The following is a 21,406-nucleotide window of genomic DNA, read 5'->3' as shown; positions in this document are numbered from 1 at the left end:
TTAATCAGTCATCTTTTTGTTGGGATTCTAAAGCGGCAACCTGCTTTTCCAACGCTTCGAGTTTTGCACGCGTTTTCGCCAACACGCCGGCCTGAATATCAAATTCTTGCCGAGACACCAAATCCATTTTTTCAAAAGTGCTGGCCAACGTTTGCTTTAAATTCAGCTGTATCGATTCAGGGAGCTTGCCAAATCCTGGTGGGATTGTTTGACTAATGGTTTCAACAATCGATTCAATCTGCTGTGGGCTAATCATTTTTTCTCCTAACAACCAAATTCAACGCAAGAATGGTAAAAATTTACTATACTCTATCTACTCGTTTTTTTCTATGAAACCGACGAGGGATTACGCCTAAAATGTATAAATATGTTAGTTCCATCACATTGACGCACACCAACCCTAAATGAAACACAGGAAAGGATTATGTTGATAGATATTAAAGATGTCCCCGAAAAAGCTCAGCGCATTTTCGTTCAACTCATTGATATTTTCGAAGAGCAAGACATTAATCCGACACCCCTGAATTACTATATCTGGTATCAGTATTACAAAGGGGATCATCCCAAATTCCGTCAAGAAATGGACAATGCGTTACAAGATCCTTTTGGCTACAATGACCGCTTAGGACGACGCCTGTATGATGAGTATTTTTCAGATGAACACTCAGGAAATGACTTTGACCGTGCCTTCAAACGCCTGATCAACCTTGTGATCAAAAAGATGAACGTGTGGAGCGATAAGCTTGAAAAGCACACTCAAGATTTAAATCAATACACCACTTCCCTTGCGTCAAAAGATATTGATGCGGAGACATTGAAAGAACTGACCCATTCTGTCTTAAACACCGCTTCATCCATGAAGCAATCCAGTGAAGAATTTCAGCAAGAGATGCTCAACAGTAACGAGGAAATTCTTCGATTACGAAAAGAGCTGATTGAAGCGCGGGCAGAAACCTTAACCGATGAATTAACCGAAGTTGGAAACCGTAAGGCATTCAACCACGCCATTCAAGACTTAGCGGACAGCACCCAAGACAATCCTCAAAGCTTAGTGTTGATTTTAACTGACATTGACCATTTCAAGCGTTTTAACGATACATTTGGCCATCTGGTTGGCGACAGCGTTCTCAGATACTTCGCAAACTTAATGAAAAAAACCAGAGACGATACAGAAACCGTTTGCCGTTATGGCGGGGAAGAGTTTGCAATTCTGCTATCCCATAGCAGTCTTGAAAAAGCGAAAGAACGAGCGGAATCGATTCGACACAGCTTGGAAATTGCCAAACTTAAACGTAAAGACTCAGAGAAAACATTAGGAAAAATTACGGCTTCATTTGGGCTTGCCGTCTACAAAGGCGAAGAACATGAAACCCTTGATGAATGGATTAAGCGAGCGGATGATGCGCTTTATGAAGCAAAAAACCAAGGGCGAAACCGAATCATTACCGACGAAGAACTGGAAACAGCCAAACCACTAAAATAACCAGGCCTGGTTGGTTGAAGTATATTGTTCAGTCAAAGTTAATTTGATTTCGCTTTAATAAGCAGTGTATCAACCCCTAACGCGCGAAGTTCATTTCGCTTTTTATTCATAGCCAAACGATCCTTGAAAGGCCCAACGCGTAACCGATAGTAAACCCGGTCATCTTGTTTCAGTACAGAAATTGTCAAATCCTGTCCATGCGACTTTAATCGATTTTTCTCTCTCTGCGCGACTTCTTTCGACCCAAAGGTTCCCGCTTGAATGTAATAAGGAGATGCCAAAGCAACGGAAATAGGAACGGCATCCACAATCACCTCCGTCTCAGCCAACCCTTCATAAAAAGTATAATGCACCGGTTTTTCTTCCTGTGTCTGTTCCGGTGTCGCAGGTAAGCTTTCGACAACCAATGGCTGCTTTTGCTCGGAAACAACTTTTTCTTGCGCTACTTTTGCGGTAGACGTTTGAGGGTTAAAATTCGGTGTCTGAGTTGTTGTCACGGAGGATTGAATCGCCTTTTCAGACGACTTAACACCATTTTGTGCAAAGTGCTGAACAGTGATAAAACCAAGAATCAAAGCAATTGTCAGCCCTAAAGCAACAAGCCAAATCCACTTTGAAGATCCCGAGGTAACCGGCTCGGCTTCCTCTTGCGTCAATTGCGATTTGCGTTGAAAGGGCTGCCGTGATGAATGGCCATGCCGGTAATCACGCGTGTACTGTTTCATACCCGTTCCTTTTGGCAAAGAACCAAAACCCAGTTATTTGAAATACCTTGTTTCAACAGCTTTTAGCTCCTTACATCTTTTCCGGTGCGGCAACACTTAGTAATTTTAAACCATTCTGTAACACTTGGCGCACCGCAACAACTAAGGTCAAGCGTGCATTTCTTAAAGGTTCATACTCAACGATAAACTGGGTTGAGTTGTAATACGCATGCAGGCCATGTGCAAGTTCTTTCAAATAATATGCGATTTGATGGGGCTCATACGCCAATGCGGCCCGAGCAATAATCTCAGGATACTTGGCCAACAAGGTTGCCAAATCAGCTTCAGGCTCTTGTGTCAAACGGTTCAGGTTAGCCAGCCCCATTTCTGTATCTAATTGATAGCCTCGTTCTTCTGCCAAAGACAGTACCTGACAAATTCGAGCATGGGCATATTGAATATAATAAACAGGGTTCTCATTTGATTTAGATTTTGCCAAATCCAAATCAAAATCCATATGCTGCTCGGACTTACGTTGCACATAAAAGAACCGTGCCGCATCAGCCCCGACTTCATCTCGTAGTTCACGTAAAGTCACAAACTGTCCTGAGCGTGTCGACATGGCAAGCTTTTCACCGCCACGGTATAGCACAGCAAACTGCACAAGCAGTACTTCTAAAGCGTCAGGGTTGGTATCCAGTGCTTGCATCGCTGCTTTCACGCGTGGGACATAACCGTGGTGATCTGACCCCCAAATATCAATCAACACATCAAAGCCTCTTTCAAGCTTGTTGAAATGGTAAGCGATATCCGACGCAAAATACGTTTTCAAACCATTCTCGCGCACCACCACGCGGTCTTTTTCATCGCCATACTCCGACGACTTAAACCACAAAGCCCCTTTCTTTTCATAGATTTTGCCGGCTGCCTGTAATTTTTCAAGAGCCGCATCAATCACACCTGAATCCATCAAAGAGCGTTCTGAAAACCAGTTTTCAAACTCGACGCCGAACTCGGCTAGGTCCTCGCGGATGTCTCCCAGAATCGCCTCTAACGCTTTATCAAACACCACACGATAATGTTCCTCACCCAGCAACGCTTTGGCTTTTTCAATCAAGTCATCGATATGTTTTTCTTTATCGCCTAAGGTTTCACCTTCTGCATTGGTCACTTCATCATCGGCCACGCCTTCAAACACGCTTTCTGCAGACTGTCTCAATGCGTCGCCTTTTTCTTCATATAAAGACTGCGCAATATCAAAGATATAGTCCCCTTTATAGCCATTGCTCGGGAAAATTAATTCTTCACCACAGTGTTGAAGGTAACGTAGCCAAGTTGAAGCGGCCAAGATATCCATTTGACGCCCGGCATCATTGACATAATACTCGCGAGAAACTCTAAAGCCTGCTTTTGATAATAAGCTGGCAACACTGGCACCATAAGCTGCCCCTCGGCCATGACCAACATGCAAAGGTCCCGTTGGGTTTGCCGAAACATATTCCACCAACACCGAACGTCCTTGCCCGACATTACATTCACCAAAAGTGTCACCCGCTTCTAAAATTGAGGACAAAACATCAAACTTGGCCACGTCCAATACAAAAAAGTTAATAAACCCTGGGCCGGCAATTTCGACTTTTTCAATCACTTCGGATGTCGGCAAGCGCGCCACAATCATTTCAGCAACCTCTCTAGGAGGTTTACCAACCACCTTGGTCAACATCATCGCAAGGTTTGTCGCGAAGTCACCGTGCGACTTATCGCGGGTATTCTCTACGTTCACACGGGGTTGAAATGAGGCATCTAAAATCCCCTCCTGTTTGAACTGATCGATAACCTCTGACAAAATTTCTGCAACTTGGTGCTTCATGCTGACTGATCTCTTTATTGATTCTTTAAAATTAACCGCATATTTTACCTTTTCTCAAACCAACTATCCGATAAAATCTGGATAAATTCATTATTTTTCCGAACATTCTCTCAGTCATTGATTTCAAATTACTTCTTTACATGAGGCTTTTTTTTTTCAATAATCTCATTTACTTACAAAAAATACTTATCAATGGTGATATGCTTTTATCAATTTGCCAGGCTTGGAAGACATGAAGACAGGTAATTCTTCTTCATTTCGCTACTTTTCTGCTTTTTTTCTGATCGTTTTCGGCTTTTTATTTATGGCCTCTCAGTACCCTATTGCCCCGATCACGGAAGTCGACATTAATTGGAATCTGTACTTTCAAATTGCCATCGCGTTATTCTTTTTATTCGCTTTTATCGGCTATAAACGATTCCAAAAACTCAACCAAGACACCCTAAGACAAGCGGAAGAAACCAAGCAAAAACTCCGAACTCTCAAACGGCAACATGAATTGGAAAAAAAGCGATTATCTTTCGTCTTAGATTGTGGGCGCCTAGCGTATTGGGAATGGGACATCAAAAACAATCAAGCGTATTTTTCAGATTTATGGCAAGACATGATCGGCTTTACACAGCATGACTTTCCGCAAGACTTACACGCCTGGCAAGCCCGTATCCATCCGCTGGATCAAGAACAGGTCCAAAAAAAGCTCCTGAAACTTCTCAGCCACCAAATAACCGATTACGAAGACACTCATCGCGTCATGGACGTCAATGGAGAGTATATTTGGGTATATGATCGCGGACAAACCATCACCAATGAGCTCGGCAATGTTGAAAAATTAAGTTGCGTCCGCTTAAACATCACTCAACAAAAACAATTGGAAGAAGAGCTGACGCTAGATAAAATCTTACTTGAAAACACTCAGGAAGCCATTGCGATTACCAATGAAAACTTATCCTTTATTCGTACGAATCCCGCCTTCCATGACGCGTTTGGCTTAACGCAGTCCGACTTGGCTAAAATGACGCTCAAAGATCTGTTGGATAATTTACAGGACGAACCACCACAGGACATTTTAAGCCAAGTGGACAAGGACCTGGCTTGGCGCGGTGAATTGACACTACACCACACCAACGGCGAGTTGGCTCGCTCCAGTTTGGTGGATTGCCAAAAGGTCATTCACCAAACCACTCAGACAACGCATTATGCTTTGGTTTATACCGATATTACGGAATTAAAACAAACCCAACAGGAGTTGAGTTTTTTAGCAAATACAGACATTGTCACCGGGTTACCGAACCGAAATTACTTTTATCAGGCGCTAGATGAATGGCTGCAAGCCTTTAAGAATTCTGGCAACAAGTTTACTTTGATGTTTTTAGATTTAGATAACTTCAAAACTGTCAATGATACTCTGGGACATGATACGGGAGATCATCTGCTTAAATCGGTGAGCGAACTCATCGCTGAACATATCGCCGAAGACACATTATTTGCTCGTGTAGGTGGGGATGAATTTGTGATTTTGTGCCGTGCTTACACCACACCTGAACAACTCAATGAAATTGGTAACAATCTCAATCAACTACTCAGTCAGCCCTTCAAAATTGGTGACCATGAAATTAAAATTGGTTCCAGTATTGGCATCGCCCTTTTCCCGGATCACGGTTCAACCAAAGAAACCTTGCTGAAGCATGCCGACCAAGCGATGTACCAAGCAAAAAATGCAGGAAAAGGCCGTTATAAAATCTACCAGGCCTGGTAGATTTTAGCCATGACACCCCTCATCTAATGTAAGAAAACTCTTTACTAGTCAGACGTCTTTTTGGCTGGCGTTTTACGCGCTGGTTTTTTAGCAGGCGTTTTTTTCGCCGCCGGTTTTTTCTTAGCCGCTGGCTTCTTGGTGGTGGTTTTTTTAGCGGTAGCTTTTTTAGCAGGCGTTTTCTTTTTCGCCGCCGCTCGCCCACGTTTTTTCGGTTCTGGCGCTTCGTCCAAACGTTTTTGACACTCTTCTAGGCTAAGTTCCAATGCCTCTTCATCTTTTTTGATTTTCGCGTTCTTTTTCGTTGTCACATCTGTGATATAAGGCCCCCACCGACCTTTTAAAATCTTCACATCGGTTCCAGGGAAAACCTTAATAATTTTTTCCGCTTCAGTTACGATTTTCGACTCAATCAATGCGACGGCATCTTCCAGTTCAATACTCAGAGGGTCAAACCCTTTAATTGGCGCATATTTTTTCGGACCGTATTCCAAGTACGGACCGAAAGGGCCTTGTTTGGCAATAATCATTTGCCCTTTTTCAACGGCAAACTCAGTGCCATCAACCGCTTTGGCGGAAAACGACTCCGGCATCTCACCGACTTCACGCGGTAATTTGAACAGCTCCAATGCTTCTTCTAATTTTAGCGTGTCCATCTTTTGCCCAGGCATCAAGCTGGCAAAGGTCGGTTTCTCTTCATTTTCACCATCGCCTAATTGCACATAAGGACCAAACCGTCCGATTTTAACGAACATCGGTTTACCGGTTTTTGGGTCATCTCCTAAAGCACGCGACTGCCCCGCTTCTTCTCTGGAAACATCTTCTGCAGCGTCCACTCGAGGGTGGAACTGCTGGTAAAACTTGGTCAACATCTCCTGCCAAGACTCTTTGCCCTGCGCAATGATGTCGAATTCAGATTCCACCGAGGCTGTAAACTGATAATCCAGTACATCACCAAAATGTTTCACCAAAAAGTCGGTGACGATCCCGGCGATATCGGTTGGAAAGAGCTTATTCTTTTCCGTTCCCGTCGTTTCGGTCAGCGTATTCACGTCCATACCATCAGCCGTCAGCGACAATTGACGATACTCACGTTGTCGCCCTTCCCGATCTTCTTTGACCACATATCCCCGCTGTTGAATGGTATCAATGGTTGGCGCATAAGTAGAAGGACGGCCAATTCCCATTTCTTCCAGCGTACGAACCAAGCTGGCCTCATTATAACGAGCTGGAGGTCTAGAAAAGCTCTGTCTCACAATCAATTCACCTAACTTCAAAGCCTGCCCGACTTTCAATGGTGGTAATTGCCCTTCCTTAGCATCATCATCCAGGTTATAAACTTTCAGAAAACCGTCAAACGTAATGACTTCACCCTTCGCCACCAGCTTTTCAGCAGGCATGCCTTCAAGAGCAATGTCTACATTGGTTCTTTTTAACTGTGCATCTGCCATTTGAGAAGCAATCGCTCGTCGCCAAATTAACTGGTAGAGACGCTGTTCATTGCGTTCCCCCGTCACTGACTTGACTGAAAAATCAGTCGGTCGAATGGCTTCATGCGCTTCCTGCGCATCGGCATTTTTGGTTTTATAGCGACGCGTTTTAGAATAAGACTTGCCAAACTCTGAGACAATTTCATCATGTGCCTTCTGAATGGCTTCCTCAGATAGATTGACTGAGTCGGTACGCATATAGGTAATCTTCCCGGACTCGTACAAACGCTGTGCAATCATCATGGTCTGCTTGACAGAAAAGCCCAGTTTTGAAGACGCTTCCTGTTGCAGGGTGGATGTTGTAAAAGGAGCTTTCGGTGATTTTTTCGCCGGTTTTTCTTCCAATGCCGAAACCGTCAATGCCGCCGATTTCGCTTGTTCCAAATAGGCTTGCGCTTCTTCTTCCGTCTTAAAGGCAGCGCCTCGCTTCACCTCAACCGTTCCAACGACCTGTTGGCTGTCATCTAAAATATCCAACGTTCCTTGAAGGCGATACACATAATCCGACTCAAATGCATCGATTTCTCTTTCTCTCTCAACAATCAAACGCACAGCGACAGATTGAACACGACCGGCAGACAACCCTGTTCGAATTTTTTTCCATAAAATAGGGGATAACTCAAACCCGACGATACGATCGAGAATACGACGGGCTTGTTGCGCTTCAACCAAGTCCATATCCACTTTACGGGGTTCGGCTATGGCTTTTTGTATCGCCGTTTTGGTAATTTCATGAAACACAATACGTTTGGTATCATTAACATCTAGCTTTAAGGCTTCCGCTAGGTGCCATGCAATGGCTTCCCCTTCGCGGTCCTCATCCGTTGCCAGCCAAACAGTTTCAGCTTCTTTGGTTAGTTTGCGCAATTCGGTAACGGTCTTCTTTTTATCCGGCGAAATTTCGTAATTCGGCATAAAACCATTTTCAATATCAATCCCCATCCCTTTTTTCTGGATGTCACGGATATGGCCATAGCTTGAACGAACGGTAAACCCTTTGCCCAAGTATTTTTCAATGGTCTTAGCTTTAGCAGGAGACTCCACTATCACCAAATTCGTCATATGCTTTATTCTCTATTTCAGTCGGTTTATTTTTTAAAGAGTGCAAAAAAAGTCTAATAATTGCAAACTTTTATTTCAATCAATCCGCGCAACATAACATGACGGATTTTCTTTCAGTTCTAGTACACAAATCCATTCCGTCGCTTCTCTCAAGTCTTTGGCCTCGGCTTGTATTTTGAGTAGCGAAGCTATTCATAAACATGTTAAGCTTATGACATAGAACCCATCTTATAGTATTGTTTTAAAAAGGCATAAAAGGTAATGAAACAAGCCAATTTACTGATTGTAGAAGACGATTTAATCAGTTTAAAACTGCTTCAAAGCTTTCTAAAAACAGAAAACTATAATTTATACATTGCCAATGATGGGGAGGAAGCTTCTCATCTCATTCGCCAAAAACCTAAAGATTTCTTCCACTGCATCATTTCCGATTATCTAATGCCAAATAAAGATGGCATTCAGTTGCTGGAAGAGCTTAAAGAAGACCCTGAATACAAAAAAATTCCGTTTATTCTGCAAACCTCTGCCAACAGCGAAGCAGAAATTCAACGCGGGATTAATGCTGGCGCATTCTACTATCTAATTAAGCCAATTACCAAAGAAACCTTAATTTCAGTTGTTAATGCGGCTTTAAAAGACTTTAAAAATCATCGGGAAGCGCTTACCACCATAGAGGGAATCAACACCGCCTTCCCTCTAATGAAAAGTGGACACTTTCAATTCCAGACGCTTGATGAAGCCAAACATCTGTCAAACTTTATCGCGTTTCTTACCAAGGATCCGGATAGCATCGGGATTGGTTATTTAGAATTAATGATCAATGCCGTTGAGCATGGTAACTTAGGCATTACCTACGACGAAAAAACTCAGTTGATCAATGAAGCACGCCTGCACGATGAAATTGCTTATCGACTCAGCTTACCGGAAAACCAGAAAAAGTATGTCTCAGTCGACTTAGATCACTCTGATTCTGACCTGACGGTCACGATTACGGATATGGGCACTGGGTTTGACTATGAAAAATATTTAGAGTTCTCCATTGACCGCGCCATGGATAACCATGGACGGGGAATCATGATGGCCAACAAATTGAGTTTTGACGCACTGGAATATTCGGAAGGTGGTCGTAAGGTCAGCTGCAAAACCGCCCAGTTAAAGATTTAAGTCAAACGACGCCATCTTCCGGCCGATAAGGCCTCTATTCGACCATCCAATTCCAACATCAGCAATTGACTCTGAATATCCGATACAGGAAGCTTACTGAGTACAGCCAACTCATCCAAGCCGATAGGATCAAATTCAATATAACGCAAAAGATTCCCCGGTTCTTCCTCTTTATTTTTTTCGTTATACGGTGCCTCTTGCGCATTAGAGGGAGCATTTAAGGATAATTGTAAAATGGCGGATAGTTCTTCCAAAATGTCTTGTCCTGATTCCACCAATTTTGCTCCTTGTCGAATCAACTGGTGACATCCTTTTGCCTGGGGATTATTAATAGAACCCGGCACGGCGAACACTTCCCGATCTTGTTCAACAGCGGTTCTAGCGGTAATCAGCGACCCACTTTTCAATGCCGCTTCGACGACCAAAGTGCCGACGCTGAGTCCGGAAATAATACGGTTACGTTGTGGAAAAAAATGGGCCATGGGTTTGGTGCCCAGAGGGTATTCTGATACAAGTGCGCCATTTTGGGCAATTTGACGTGCAAGTTCTCGGTTTGCTGCTGGGTAAACCCGATCGAGCCCGGTTGCAACCACCGCGACCGTTGTGCCTTGCATCCCGTCCGAGTTTGAAGCCTCTGCTTGCAAAGCACCGTCATGAGCCGCTTTATCAATACCCGACGCCAACCCACTGGTGATTGTTAACCCGACACTGGCCAGATACTGTGCAAAGTCCATGGCCGTTAAGCGTCCCTGTTTAGAAGCATTCCGACTGCCGACAATCGCCAATTGAGGTTCGGAGAGCAAACTGACATCCCCTCTGACATAAAGCAAAATCGGTGGGTCTGAAATACGTTTCAGTAACTCAGGGTAGCTCGCATCTTCTAACGTCAAAATGGTTTGTTCCGGCTGATGTGACCAAGTAACAGCCTCAGAGATAAGAACGTCATTGCCAGGGTCGAACAAACGCTCAAGCTGTTTAGGCGTTAATAATTGACTCGATTGCCAACTCGCTTGCGAGGCAGCCATCGCTTGTGAGATACTGCCGAAATAAGATGTAATTTGAGGCAATTGCTTTGCATTGACGCGCGCAAAGTGTAATAAAAGCCAGTCATGCAAGTTGTCTAAATCAGACATAGGTGACTCAATCCGCTATAATTTAGGGTCATTCATTCAAAACGTTAAAAAAGTATACCTTGTATTATGGATAAACTCGATATTGTTCTCTACCCTGATGAAGGATTAAGAGAGGTTTGCAAGCCCGTTCCTGAAATGACAGACGAACTGGACAAGCTCATAGATGAGATGTTTTACACCATGTATGATGCACCGGGAATCGGCTTAGCCGCGCCTCAAGTAGCCGTACAGCAACGCTTGATTGTGGTTGACATCTCTGAAACCAAAGACGAACCCATTGCTTTATTGAACCCGGAAATCGTCAAAACCGCAGGCAAAATCACTTGGGAGGAAGGCTGTCTTTCTATCCCGGGGATTTATGCAAAAGTCGACCGACCCTCAGACATACTGGTTCGTGGCATGGATCGAGATGGCAAAACGATCGAATTCGAAGCCAACGAACTGTTAGCGGTATGCATTCAACATGAAATTGATCATTTAAACGGCAAATTGTTTATTGATCATCTTTCTGGATTAAAGCGAACCCGGGCGATTCAAAAATTTAAAAAAGAAATGGCAGTACAAGCAAACTCATGACACAGCCCCTTAGAATCATTTTCGCCGGCACGCCGGACTTTTCGGTGCCCCCCCTTAAAACCTTGATTGACTCCGAGCATGAAGTGGTGGCGGTTTACACCCAACCCGACCGACCGGCAGGACGAGGTCGGAAACTCACTGCCAGCCCCGTGAAACAGACCGCGTTAGAGCACGGCATTCCTGTTTACCAACCTATGTCACTCAAAACGCCTGAAGCGCAAGCGGAATTAGAAGCGCTTCAGGCCGATGTGATGATTGTGGTGGCGTATGGCCTAATACTTCCCAAAGCCGTTTTAGACATGCCTAAATATGGCTGTTTAAACATTCACGCCTCGATTTTACCTCGATGGCGGGGTGCGGCCCCCATTCAGCGTGCAATTCAAATGGGGGACGCTGAAACGGGTGTGACCATTATGCAAATGGATGTGGGACTGGATACTGGAGATATGCTCACCATCTTAAAAACCCCCATCATGCCCGAAGATACCGCACAAACCTTACATGATCGTTTAAGTGCGCTAGGATGTGACGCACTGATGACAACATTGAATGACCTACAAGCCGGCAACCTGTCTCCTGTCCAACAAGATGAAAGCCAAGTCACCTATGCTGAAAAGCTCAATAAAGCGGAGGCCGAGATTGATTGGCAGGCCTCCGCACAGACTTTAGCTCGTCAAGTACAAGCCTTTAATCCTTGGCCGGTTGCGTTTACGCAATACCAAGGCCAACCTTTGCGTATCTGGCAAGCTGAAATCGGCGATGCTTCAACCCAAAAATCACCAGGTCTGGTCGTTTCTGTCAGCAAAGCAGGGATGGAAGTCGCCACTGGCAAAGGGTCATTATTGATTAAACAAGTGCAACCTTCAGGTAAAAAAGCCATGCCCGCTTATGACTTTGCGCAAGCGCGTCAGCTGATTGGCCAAACATTAGGATAAACCATGGCCGTTAACAGTCGTTATATCGCTTTAAAAATTTGCTTAACCGTCATTGAACATGGCCGTTCTTTAAGCCAATCGTTAGCTGAAGGCTTAGCGCAATTCAGCGATCGACGAGAACGCGCTTTTACTCAAAACTTGGTGTTGGGTACGCTACGTTGGCAAGACCGGTTGGAAGCCATTCGAAGCCATTTATTAAAAAAACCGTTAAAGGCCAAGGATGAAGATGTTAATCAGCTTATCTTGTTAGGACTCTATCAAATTCTGTATATGGATACCCCGGAGCATGCAGCGGTTTCTGAAACTGTTAATCTTACCAAGTCACTGAAAAAGCCTTGGGCAAGAGGTCTCATCAACGGAGTATTAAGAACTTTTCTTCGGGACAAAGACAGCATTTGCGAAGAAGTCGATAAAAAACCGGCTTATCGTTATTCACACCCACAATGGTTTACCAAAACCATTCGCAACGCCTACCCTGACCATTGGGAGCAGATTTTGTCGGCTAACAATGAACCCGCTCCGTTAACTTTGCGAGTCAATCCACTTCACCAAAACCGGGACGCATTTTTAAACTTGCTTTCAAAACAAGACGTGGAGGCGGATATTCACCCGAAGGCCCCGCAGGGCATCGTGTTAAAAAACAGTTTAGACGTTACGCAACTGCCGACTTATGATGAGGGGGGATTCAGTGTGCAGGATGCAGCGGCGCAACAAGCGGCTTATTTGTTAGCGCCCCAGCCGAATGAATTTATTCTCGATGCCTGCGCCGCCCCCGGAGGCAAAACCACACACCTGTTAGAACTGAGTGATAACCAGGCTAAGGTGTTTGCCTTAGAAAAGGAGCCCGAGCGTATTGAGCGTTTGTCTGAAAACTTATATCGCTTAGACCTGTTCGCTGAGATTGAGGTTGGCGATGCGTCGCAGCCTGACCAATGGTGGCCGGAAATTCAATTTGATAAAATTTTATTGGATGCGCCCTGTTCCGCCACGGGCATTATTCGACGCCACCCCGATATCAAATGGCATCGAACCCCCGAAGACATTACGGCATTGACAGAATTACAGGCAGCTATCCTACAGTCGATTTGGCCTAGATTAAAACCGGGCGGAAAACTACTCTATGCCACTTGCTCGGTCTTACCGCAGGAAAATCGGGATCAAGTGTCACAATTTCTTCAACAAACACCGGATGCGAAAGAAATCCCTATTGACGCCGACTGGGGAATTTCGATTAAAGACGCCCCCGGGCGACAGATTCTGCCAGGCCAGGATGGCATGGACGGCTTTTATTATTGCTTAATTGAGAAAGGTTGTTAAATCATGAAAATGCTAGGTGTTGACAGGGGTATCTTTGCAGTTTTCAAACGCCTAAGCTTAGTGATTACATTAGGATTCAGTTCTTTCATTTATGCGGCTGACACTCCACCCTCTTCCATCCAAATCCTGTATTTAAATGACTATCAGGATAATCAGCAACTGGTACTTGATGCTAGCGTTCGCTTTCAATTTAAAGAACCTGTTCTCACCGCGTTGCAACATGAAATTCCCTTAACGTTTAATACCGAAATAGAACTGAATGAAGTCCATTCGCTATTAGGATTTAATATGCATCGCAACCGTGTCACCATTCAATATCAATCCCAGTTGCAATATTTTGGTTACAGCCAACTGTATATCATCTCAAATAAACGTAACAAAAAGGTGCAAAGCTTTAGCAACTTGAAAGATGCTTTGTACACCCTGGGAACGCTCTCTAACTTCCGAATAACTGACTTGGCGGATTTACACCCTAATACACTTTATGCGATCAAGATGCGTGTTTCGCTGAATAAATGGCAACTGCCTACGCCATTGATTATTGATGCATTATGGTCTTCGGACTGGCACTTAGACAGTGATTGGAGTAACATCCAAATTCAATCACCCAAAAGTTGGTTATAACCTTAATCGACTGAATTCTTTACTTATTTAACTTTTTTAAAGCAGATTTATATGCCTTCAAATCAACAATCACGTTTCCTCAAACAATATGGCTGGCTCATTGCGATTTCCAGCATCTTGTTGATTTCCTTGATTGTCATGAGCCAGATTCTGCAAAACGCTTCACAGTTTGCACAAACCTACTCTACCTTGTTGTTTATTTCATTTGGCGGCATGATTGTATTGATCATAATGCTTGCTCGAACCCTTCACAAGCTTCGAAAGCAGTACAAGGCCAATATTCCTGGCCTCAGATTGACTGTTCGATTAACAACCGTTATTGGCTTTATGTTGGGAATCCCACTTGCCATTATTTTTTATTTTTCCATGAGTTTCGTCCATCAAGGGATTAACCAATGGTTTGATGTCAAAACAGAAGAGGCCTTAGCTAATGCGGTCAAGCTGGTTCAAATCACATTGGATGATCAAACTCGGCGTAACCTGAACAACACTCAACAAGCGCTTAAACTGCATCGTGATGAACTCTTTATTACGCCCGTCCTCACTCTGAATAAACTCGGGGAACAACTGAATACTCGAGAAATTGCCCTCTATAAAAGCGATGGTCAACTCATCGCGTACAGCAGTCAGGATAATGTTAATATTTTGCCTAAATCCCCTGCCCCCAGACTGTTTCAACAGATCCGAAAAAAATTAACCTATGCCGCCATTGAAACGCAATCTGGGTTAAATACGTCTTATCAGATCATCCGGATTATGTTGCCGATTACAGATATACACAACAACAAACACTATGCGTTACAAGCCGTTTTTTCAATTCCGGAACAATTAAGCCACTTAGCCGATACGGTTCGAATTTCGGCTAGCCAATATCAAGAATTGTCTTATTTGAAGGGGCCACTTAAAACGAGCTTTACCGTGATTTTAAGCATGGTGCTCTTATTAACCATGATCAGTGCTCTACTTTTCACAATCAAAACCATTCAAAACATTACCCGACCCATTCGAACATTAGCACGCGGAACAGAAGCCGTTGCGAAAGGAGATTACGCCATTTCCATGCCGGTCGTTCAAGAAGATGAAATGGGACAACTCATTCACTCTTTTAACGACATGATTCAGCAGATTGCAAAAGCACGAAATGACATCAAATTTGGGCACCAGCAAACTGAAATGCAGAAGCTTTATCTGCAAGCCATTATCAAAAATCTCAATAGTGGCGTCCTAACCTTAGACATGAACTTACGATTAAAAACCATTAATGACGCCACCAACAGTATTCTGAATACCGACCTGTTTAAACAGCTTGGAAAACCACTGAATGAAATCTTGAAACAACCTGAGAGCCAGCATTTAAAACAGTTTTTTGACACCATTTTTCCTTTATTCCGAAACGACGCCAAACCTTGGAGCGAACAACTTACCTTTGATTGTAAAGAAGGTCAAAAAATATTACTGGTTCATGGCTCAACACTGCCCAGCCTTGATCAGAAAGTAGGCGGATTTGTTATTGTCATTGAAGACATCACTCAGCTGGTACAAGCACAATTGCATGCGGCGTGGAGTGACGTTGCTCAACGCTTAGCCCATGAAATCAAAAACCCGCTAACGCCCATCCAGCTTTCTGCAGAACGACTACATTATAAGCTCAACAATAAGCTGACGCCTTCTGACCAACAGCTCCTTAAAAGAATGACTGATACCATCATTGAACAGGTTGGAGCCATGCAAAACTTGGTTCAAGCATTTACCGAGTATGCAGATACCCCTGAAATTGAACTGAGTCAACTCAACTTGAACACCCTTATCAAGGATGTGGTGAGTATGTATAAAGACCCTAAAGCAAATTGGAAGGTCTCTTACAAAATAGACCCACAATGCCCAAAAATCACAGCGGACGCTTCAAAACTAAGACAGTTGCTACATAACTTGATTAAGAATGCGATTGAAGCCTGTGGTGAAAGACCAGACACACGCATTGAAGTTCGAACCGATTGTGCACAAGATGAGATTAATTTTTCTATTTGTGATAATGGACCGGGGATTCCCGAAAAAGCAAAAAACTGGATATTTGAACCTTATTCCACTGATAAACCGAAAGGAACTGGATTGGGGTTAGCGATCGTGAAAAAAATTGTCGACGAACATCAAGGACAAATTCATGTAGAATCGGAACTCGAACAAGGAACCTGCTTTATAATAAACTTACCGCAACATACTAAAGTATAGCTGTCTAATAAAATGACCCTACTATGAAACCAGGCAAATTACTGATCGTTGATGATGAAAAGGACATTCGTAGCCTCATGCAGGAAATTTTTTCTGAAGAGGGGTATGAAGTCATGGTTGCTGCCAATGGGCAACAAGCGCAAGACATTTGGCGAAACAAAGCGCCCGACTTAATTTTTCTAGACATATGGATGCCCGATATTGATGGCATTTCGCTTCTGAAAGAAATGATTGCTGAAAATGTTCTCGATCACAGCAGTGTCATTATGATGTCTGGGCACGGTACGATTGAGACTGCTATCGAAGCGACAAAACTCGGTGCGTATGATTTTTTAGAAAAACCGCTCTCGCTTGCGAAACTTCTCATTACAGCTGAGCGCGCGATGGAACACCTCCACCTTCATAGCGAAAACCGTCATTTAAAACAAAAATTACCAGATCAGATCCTACCGATCGGCAAAAGTAAACTCATTGTCGAACTGAGAGACTCGATTAATCGCCTCGCCAAATATTCCATGCCGATTCTGGTAAAAGGAGAACCGGGTACTGGTAAACACCGTTTAGCCGAAGCCATTCACAAACTGGGGGAGCGCAAAGAACAGCCGTTGTTCGAAATCCATGCACCCGATTTTGATGAACAAGAAGAGCTCATTCTCGGTTTGGAAACAGAGCAAAACACCTTTCCAGGTGAGTTGATACATGCTTCTGGTGGTACTTTGATTATTTCGGATATCGAGCAACTCAGCACCAAGGGCCAAAACTTTTTAAGCCAACTTTTATTTGACGGTTCTTTTGTTCGTCCAGGTTCGAACAAAAAAATTGCCTTGGATGTCCGTATCATTGCTTTAACAAAAATTGGCTTAGATGATTTAGCTCACAGTGGTCATTTTAGAAAAGACTTGTTTCAGCGTTTAAATGTTATGCCTTTGGAAATCCCTTCTTTACGTCAGCACACAGAGGATATTCCAGATTTAATTGATTATTTTCTGGATTACTTTCTTATGCATGAAGGGTTGGAATATCGTGAATTTAATGTCGGCGCCAAAAACGTGCTTCGACAATATAGTTGGCCAGGCAACTACAGAGAACTTCAAAACTTGGTCCAACGCCTCTTGATACTGGGAGAGGGAGAAGTCAATGATGACGAAATCCGCCGTGCACTTGAAAACACTAAAAATGCCGATACCGTGTCTTTTTCTAGCATAAATACCTCTGTTAACTTAAAACAGGCCAAAGAACAATTTGAAGCCGCCTATTTGAGTCAGCTACTCCGTGAAACGGGTGGTAACGTTACAGAAACTGCACGTTTATCAGGTGTAGAACGAACCAATTTATATCGCAAATTAAAAGCCCTCAAGATTGACCCGAAAAACCCAAAATAACCCGATAGGTTTATTCAACCTCTTTTAAGGGCTTTGTCGGTTGTAATAAAAGCAATAATTAGGGTTAATTTCAGGTTTAATCCAGCGTAGAATACGTAGCAGTAAGAAATGAATTGCAGTCAGTTTGTTACTTGGAAAGTGCAGGTAACACCATTTAAAATGCTTAGACAGCTTCTAAGGAAAATTTAAATAACGCGCCCTTATGAACATAATTATTCTTGGTGCCGGACAAGTCGGTACATCCCTTGCAGAACTGCTTGCCATCGAAAACAATGATGTCACTGTGGTTGATCTTGATCGAACCAACCTTCAACGGTTACAAGACCGTTTGGACATTCGAACGGTGAATGGGCACGCCTCTAACCCGGATGTCCTGAATCAGGCAGGGCTGGAAGAAGCGGATATGTTAATTGCTGCCACTCATCAAGATGACACCAACATCGTGGCCTGTCAACTTGCCCAAATCATGCATAAAACGCCTACTAAGATTGCCCGCGTTAGAAGCCAAAGTTACTTGAACCACCCTGAATTGTTTGATCGACAGCAGAATACGGATGCAATTCCTATCAATGTGCTTATCAGCCCGGAAACATTGGTTAAAAACTATATTCTTCAGCTGATCAACTACCCAGGCTCTCTCCAAGTGGTCGACTTTTCAGAAGGTAAGGTGCGACTGGTTGCTATCCGAGCTCACTCAGGCGGCATGATTGTGGGCAAAAAAATTCGAGAAATTAAGCAGCATTTACCGGATGGTGTCCATCATCGAATTGTTGCGATTTACCGACGAGATGAAATCGTTATCCCGACGGGTAATGTCACCATTCAAGTTGGTGATGAAGTTTTCTTTCTTGCCGAACCCTTTAATATCCCAAAAATTGTTCAAGAATTACGACGCGATAAACTCCGCCCTTCCAGAAACATTATGATCGCAGGGGGAGGTAATATCGGTTTTAACCTGGCCAAAGAGTTAGAAAAAGAACACCAGGTTAAAATCATTGACCACAATATGACGCAAGCTCGGAAAATTTCAGAGCAATTGGAACAAGCCATTGTCATCAGAGGAGATGTCTCTGATAAATCTCTACTCATTGAAGAAAATATTGATGAAATCGATTTGTTTTTGGCACTGACGAACTCCGATGAAGCCAACATTATTTCAGGCATGCTGGCCAAGAAGTTAGGAGTACGCCGTGTCATTGCCCTGGTAAACAACCAGTCTTATGTGGACTTAATTCAGCTCAACAGTATCGATGTTGCCATCTCGGCAGACCAGATTACCACCAGTCGTTTATTGCACTACATGCGCCAAGGGGATACCGTCAAAGCATTTACGTTGCGGCGAGGCGCTGCAGAGGCCATGGAAGTGATTGTGCATGGAAGTGAAAACTCCTCTGAAATTATTGGCAAAACCATCGGTGAAATTCAATGGCCAACCAGCATCACCATTGGATGTATTGTGCGTGAAAATGAAGTCCTATTTTCACATCGTGACCTGACGATTGAAGCGGAAGATCATGTCATTCTTTTCTTGAATGACCCCAGTCAAGCGGCAGAAATTACAGAACTCTTTACGCCAAAGGAAAAAAGAAGTTGGTTTTAATTTTTAAACAGTCTCGACCTTATGCACAGTAAAATTATTTTAAAAGTTCTGGGCATTTTATTGATGGTGTTCAGCTTAACGCTGATTCCGCCCTTTATCATGGCCTTAATTTACCAAGATGGCGGTATGTCTGACTTTGGTCTTTCAGCCATTGGGCTTTTTATCACTGGATTTTTACTTTGGTTTCCTTCTCGAAAAAGTCATCATGACTTAAAAATTCGAGACGGCTTTTTAATTGTCGTCATGTTCTGGACGGTACTCGGGTTTGCAGGTGCTGTCCCGATGTACTTTGCTTCCACAATTTATATTTCTTTAACGGACGCGATTTTTGAATCATTTTCAGGGCTGACGACGACCGGAGCGACCGTAATCAACGGTCTGGATGCACTCCCTCACTCCATGTTATGGTACCGTCAACAACTGCAATGGTTGGGAGGCATGGGGATTATCGTTCTGGCGGTGGCCATATTACCGATGCTGGGCATTGGAGGAATGCAACTCTATCGAGCGGAAACCCCCGGCCCTATCAAAGACAATAAACTGGCACCGCGCATTTCCGAAACTGCGAAAGCGCTCTGGTATATTTATCTAGGGTTAACCATTGCTTGTGCGCTCGGTTACTGGCTGGCCGGAATGGACTGGTTTGATGCGTTTGCCCATAGTTTTTCAACCGTTGCTATTGGTGGGTTTTCAACGCATGATGCCAGCATCGCCCACTTTGATGATGTCCATATCGAAATCATAGCGATGATCTTTATGTTCCTGGCTGCCATCAATTTTGCATTACATTTCACCGCCTTTCGGAACTTATCAACACGCCCCTACACTTTAGACCCTGAATTTAAGGTTTTCTCCGTGCTGATATTGGTTGGCATTGTCATTAGCAGTTTCTATTTGTATTACCATGAAGTCTATTTAACCTGGCAAGATGCTTTCCGATATGGGGCCTTTCAAACCATTTCATTCGCCTCTACAACCGGGTTTGCCAACGCAGACTTTTCATTATGGCCGATATTCATTCCTTTCATGTTGATTATGATGAGTTTTATTGGAGGATCAGCTGGGTCGACCGCCGGGGGAATGAAGGTTATCCGCTTTATCTTATTGGCGAAACAAGGAAGTCGCGAAATCCGACGCCTGCTGCACCCGAACGCCTTGATGCCGGTTAAATTAAATGGCAAGCCCATCCCAGATAAAATCATTACCTCTGTTTGGGGGTTCTTTTCACTGTATGTCGTTTCGTTCGTCGGCATTATGCTACTGTTAATGGCACTCGGCTTGGACCAAACCACCGCTTTCTCGACTGTCGCCGCGACCATTAACAACTTAGGGCCCGCCTTAGGGCAAGCTGCCGCCAATTACCAGAGCTTGTCTGACCCTGTTAAGTGGGTTTTAACCTTCACAATGCTATTGGGCCGTTTGGAAATATTCACATTACTGGTCCTCTTTACCTCTAGCTTCTGGAGAAAATAATGTCCCTTTCTTTAGCTGAAAAATGGGATCAGAAGTATGCCGATATTGATCCTAAAAAACCGGTGCTCCCTGCATGGGCTCTGAAGCAACATCTCCATCAACTGCCCCTCACAGGCAAAGCACTTGATTTGGCTTGTGGCTTAGGGGGTAATGCGCGTTTTTTAGCGCAATGCGGTCTCACGGTGGATGCGTGGGATATTTCCGATACTGCGCTTACTCACCTCAATAACTGGGCAGCCGTGAACCGGTTGCCGATCACGCCGACTATCTGTGATTTTGAGCAAATGCTGTTTCCTTATCAGCAATACGATGTGATAGTGATCAGCCGTTATTTAAACCGCGCTCTTTGGCCTCAAATTGCCCAAGCTCTCAAACCCAATGGCAAAGTATTGATTCAAACTTTTTTGGCCCCGGTTCAAGAAAATGCGCCAAACAATCCGTATTTTTATCTTCAGACAGGAGAGTTAAACCAGTTACCAAAAACCGAACCTAGCTGGCGCGATTTTGAAATCAATGTTTATGGAGAAGGCTGGCTTGCGGATAACGCACAAACGAAGAACCGGTATGCTTGGCTTCTGGCGACAAAGCGGCCAGTCAAACGTCAATAAATG

At 43.8% G+C, this 21,406-nt stretch carries 17 protein-coding genes; 12 read left to right on the top strand and 5 right to left on the bottom strand.

All coding sequences use genetic code 11. The annotated features are described in order from the left end of the window. Positions 1–4 precede the first annotated feature (4 nt). Positions 5–256 carry an accessory factor UbiK family protein gene (locus GHNINEIG_RS00955; RefSeq protein ID WP_135794923.1) on the bottom strand — a complete coding sequence of 84 codons (252 nt, stop codon included), beginning with the start codon at positions 254–256 and terminating at the stop codon, positions 5–7. A 168-nt stretch (positions 257–424) separates the two neighbouring features. Between GHNINEIG_RS00955 and GHNINEIG_RS00950 the strand changes: the two genes are divergently transcribed. After that, positions 425–1,483, top strand: coding sequence for a GGDEF domain-containing protein (locus tag GHNINEIG_RS00950; RefSeq protein ID WP_135794922.1), 1,059 nt, complete (start codon positions 425–427; stop codon positions 1,481–1,483). A gap of 38 nt (positions 1,484–1,521) precedes the next feature. Here the strand turns inward: GHNINEIG_RS00950 and GHNINEIG_RS00945 are convergent, their stop codons facing one another. Beyond that, positions 1,522–2,208 (bottom strand): SPOR domain-containing protein, encoded by a 687-nt coding sequence (locus tag GHNINEIG_RS00945; protein WP_135794921.1) that lies wholly within the window; start codon positions 2,206–2,208, stop codon positions 1,522–1,524. A gap of 70 nt (positions 2,209–2,278) precedes the next feature. Next, positions 2,279–4,057 carry an arginine--tRNA ligase gene (argS, locus tag GHNINEIG_RS00940; RefSeq protein WP_135794920.1) on the bottom strand — a complete coding sequence of 593 codons (1,779 nt, stop codon included), beginning with the start codon at positions 4,055–4,057 and terminating at the stop codon, positions 2,279–2,281. A gap of 232 nt (positions 4,058–4,289) precedes the next feature. Between argS and GHNINEIG_RS00935 the strand changes: the two genes are divergently transcribed. After that, positions 4,290–5,813: a sensor domain-containing diguanylate cyclase gene (locus GHNINEIG_RS00935; protein WP_135794919.1), complete on the top strand. Its 1,524-nt coding sequence runs from the start codon at positions 4,290–4,292 to the stop codon at positions 5,811–5,813. 44 nt (positions 5,814–5,857) lie between these two features. Here the strand turns inward: GHNINEIG_RS00935 and topA are convergent, their stop codons facing one another. Beyond that, on the bottom strand, positions 5,858–8,362 hold the full coding sequence (topA, locus tag GHNINEIG_RS00930; RefSeq protein ID WP_135794918.1) for a type I DNA topoisomerase: 2,505 nt from the start codon (positions 8,360–8,362) through the stop codon (positions 5,858–5,860). Positions 8,363–8,623: 261 nt separating this feature from the next. Between topA and GHNINEIG_RS00925 the strand changes: the two genes are divergently transcribed. Beyond that, on the top strand, positions 8,624–9,526 hold the full coding sequence (locus tag GHNINEIG_RS00925; protein WP_135794917.1) for a response regulator: 903 nt from the start codon (positions 8,624–8,626) through the stop codon (positions 9,524–9,526). Here GHNINEIG_RS00925 and dprA read toward each other — a convergent pair. After that, positions 9,523–10,659, bottom strand: a complete 1,137-nt coding sequence (dprA, locus tag GHNINEIG_RS00920) for a DNA-processing protein DprA (RefSeq protein ID WP_135794916.1) — start codon at positions 10,657–10,659, stop codon at positions 9,523–9,525. The two genes, GHNINEIG_RS00925 and dprA, sit on opposite strands and share 4 nt — an antisense overlap. Before the next feature lie 66 nt (positions 10,660–10,725). On the opposite strand from dprA, the gene def reads away from it, so the two are divergent. From def to GHNINEIG_RS00875, 9 genes are all read left to right on the top strand, one after another. After that, positions 10,726–11,235 carry a peptide deformylase gene (def, locus tag GHNINEIG_RS00915; RefSeq protein WP_135794915.1) on the top strand — a complete coding sequence of 170 codons (510 nt, stop codon included), beginning with the start codon at positions 10,726–10,728 and terminating at the stop codon, positions 11,233–11,235. Continuing rightward, positions 11,232–12,170, top strand: a complete 939-nt coding sequence (gene fmt / locus GHNINEIG_RS00910) for a methionyl-tRNA formyltransferase (RefSeq protein ID WP_135794914.1) — start codon at positions 11,232–11,234, stop codon at positions 12,168–12,170. Before def ends, fmt begins: the two co-directional genes overlap by 4 nt. A gap of 3 nt (positions 12,171–12,173) precedes the next feature. Then, on the top strand, positions 12,174–13,487 hold the full coding sequence (rsmB, locus tag GHNINEIG_RS00905; protein ID WP_135794913.1) for a 16S rRNA (cytosine(967)-C(5))-methyltransferase RsmB: 1,314 nt from the start codon (positions 12,174–12,176) through the stop codon (positions 13,485–13,487). Positions 13,488–13,490: 3 nt separating this feature from the next. Then, a complete protein-coding gene (locus tag GHNINEIG_RS00900; RefSeq protein WP_135794912.1) occupies positions 13,491–14,111 on the top strand; it encodes a DUF4390 domain-containing protein in 621 nt (206 codons plus the stop codon). A 51-nt stretch (positions 14,112–14,162) separates the two neighbouring features. Continuing rightward, positions 14,163–16,340, top strand: a complete 2,178-nt coding sequence (locus GHNINEIG_RS00895) for an ATP-binding protein (protein WP_135794911.1) — start codon at positions 14,163–14,165, stop codon at positions 16,338–16,340. A gap of 23 nt (positions 16,341–16,363) precedes the next feature. After that, the gene (locus tag GHNINEIG_RS00890; RefSeq protein WP_135794910.1) at positions 16,364–17,722 is read left to right on the top strand and encodes a sigma-54-dependent transcriptional regulator; all 1,359 of its coding nucleotides are present in this window, start codon (positions 16,364–16,366) and stop codon (positions 17,720–17,722) included. Between the two features lie 202 nt (positions 17,723–17,924). Continuing rightward, positions 17,925–19,322 (top strand): Trk system potassium transporter TrkA, encoded by a 1,398-nt coding sequence (trkA, locus tag GHNINEIG_RS00885; protein ID WP_135794909.1) that lies wholly within the window; start codon positions 17,925–17,927, stop codon positions 19,320–19,322. Between the two features lie 21 nt (positions 19,323–19,343). Then, positions 19,344–20,795, top strand: coding sequence for a TrkH family potassium uptake protein (locus tag GHNINEIG_RS00880; protein WP_135794908.1), 1,452 nt, complete (start codon positions 19,344–19,346; stop codon positions 20,793–20,795). Continuing rightward, a complete protein-coding gene (locus tag GHNINEIG_RS00875) occupies positions 20,795–21,403 on the top strand; it encodes a class I SAM-dependent methyltransferase (protein ID WP_135794907.1) in 609 nt (202 codons plus the stop codon). The genes GHNINEIG_RS00880 and GHNINEIG_RS00875 overlap by 1 nt, the downstream gene beginning before the upstream one ends. Positions 21,404–21,406 lie beyond the last annotated feature (3 nt).

This window comes from Hydrogenovibrio crunogenus (genome assembly GCF_004786015.1).
GTDB classification, from domain to species: Bacteria; Pseudomonadota; Gammaproteobacteria; order Thiomicrospirales; family Thiomicrospiraceae; genus Hydrogenovibrio; species Hydrogenovibrio crunogenus.
The sequence above is the reverse complement of the archived record's forward strand: the minus strand, read 5'-3'. Positions and strand labels throughout refer to the sequence as shown.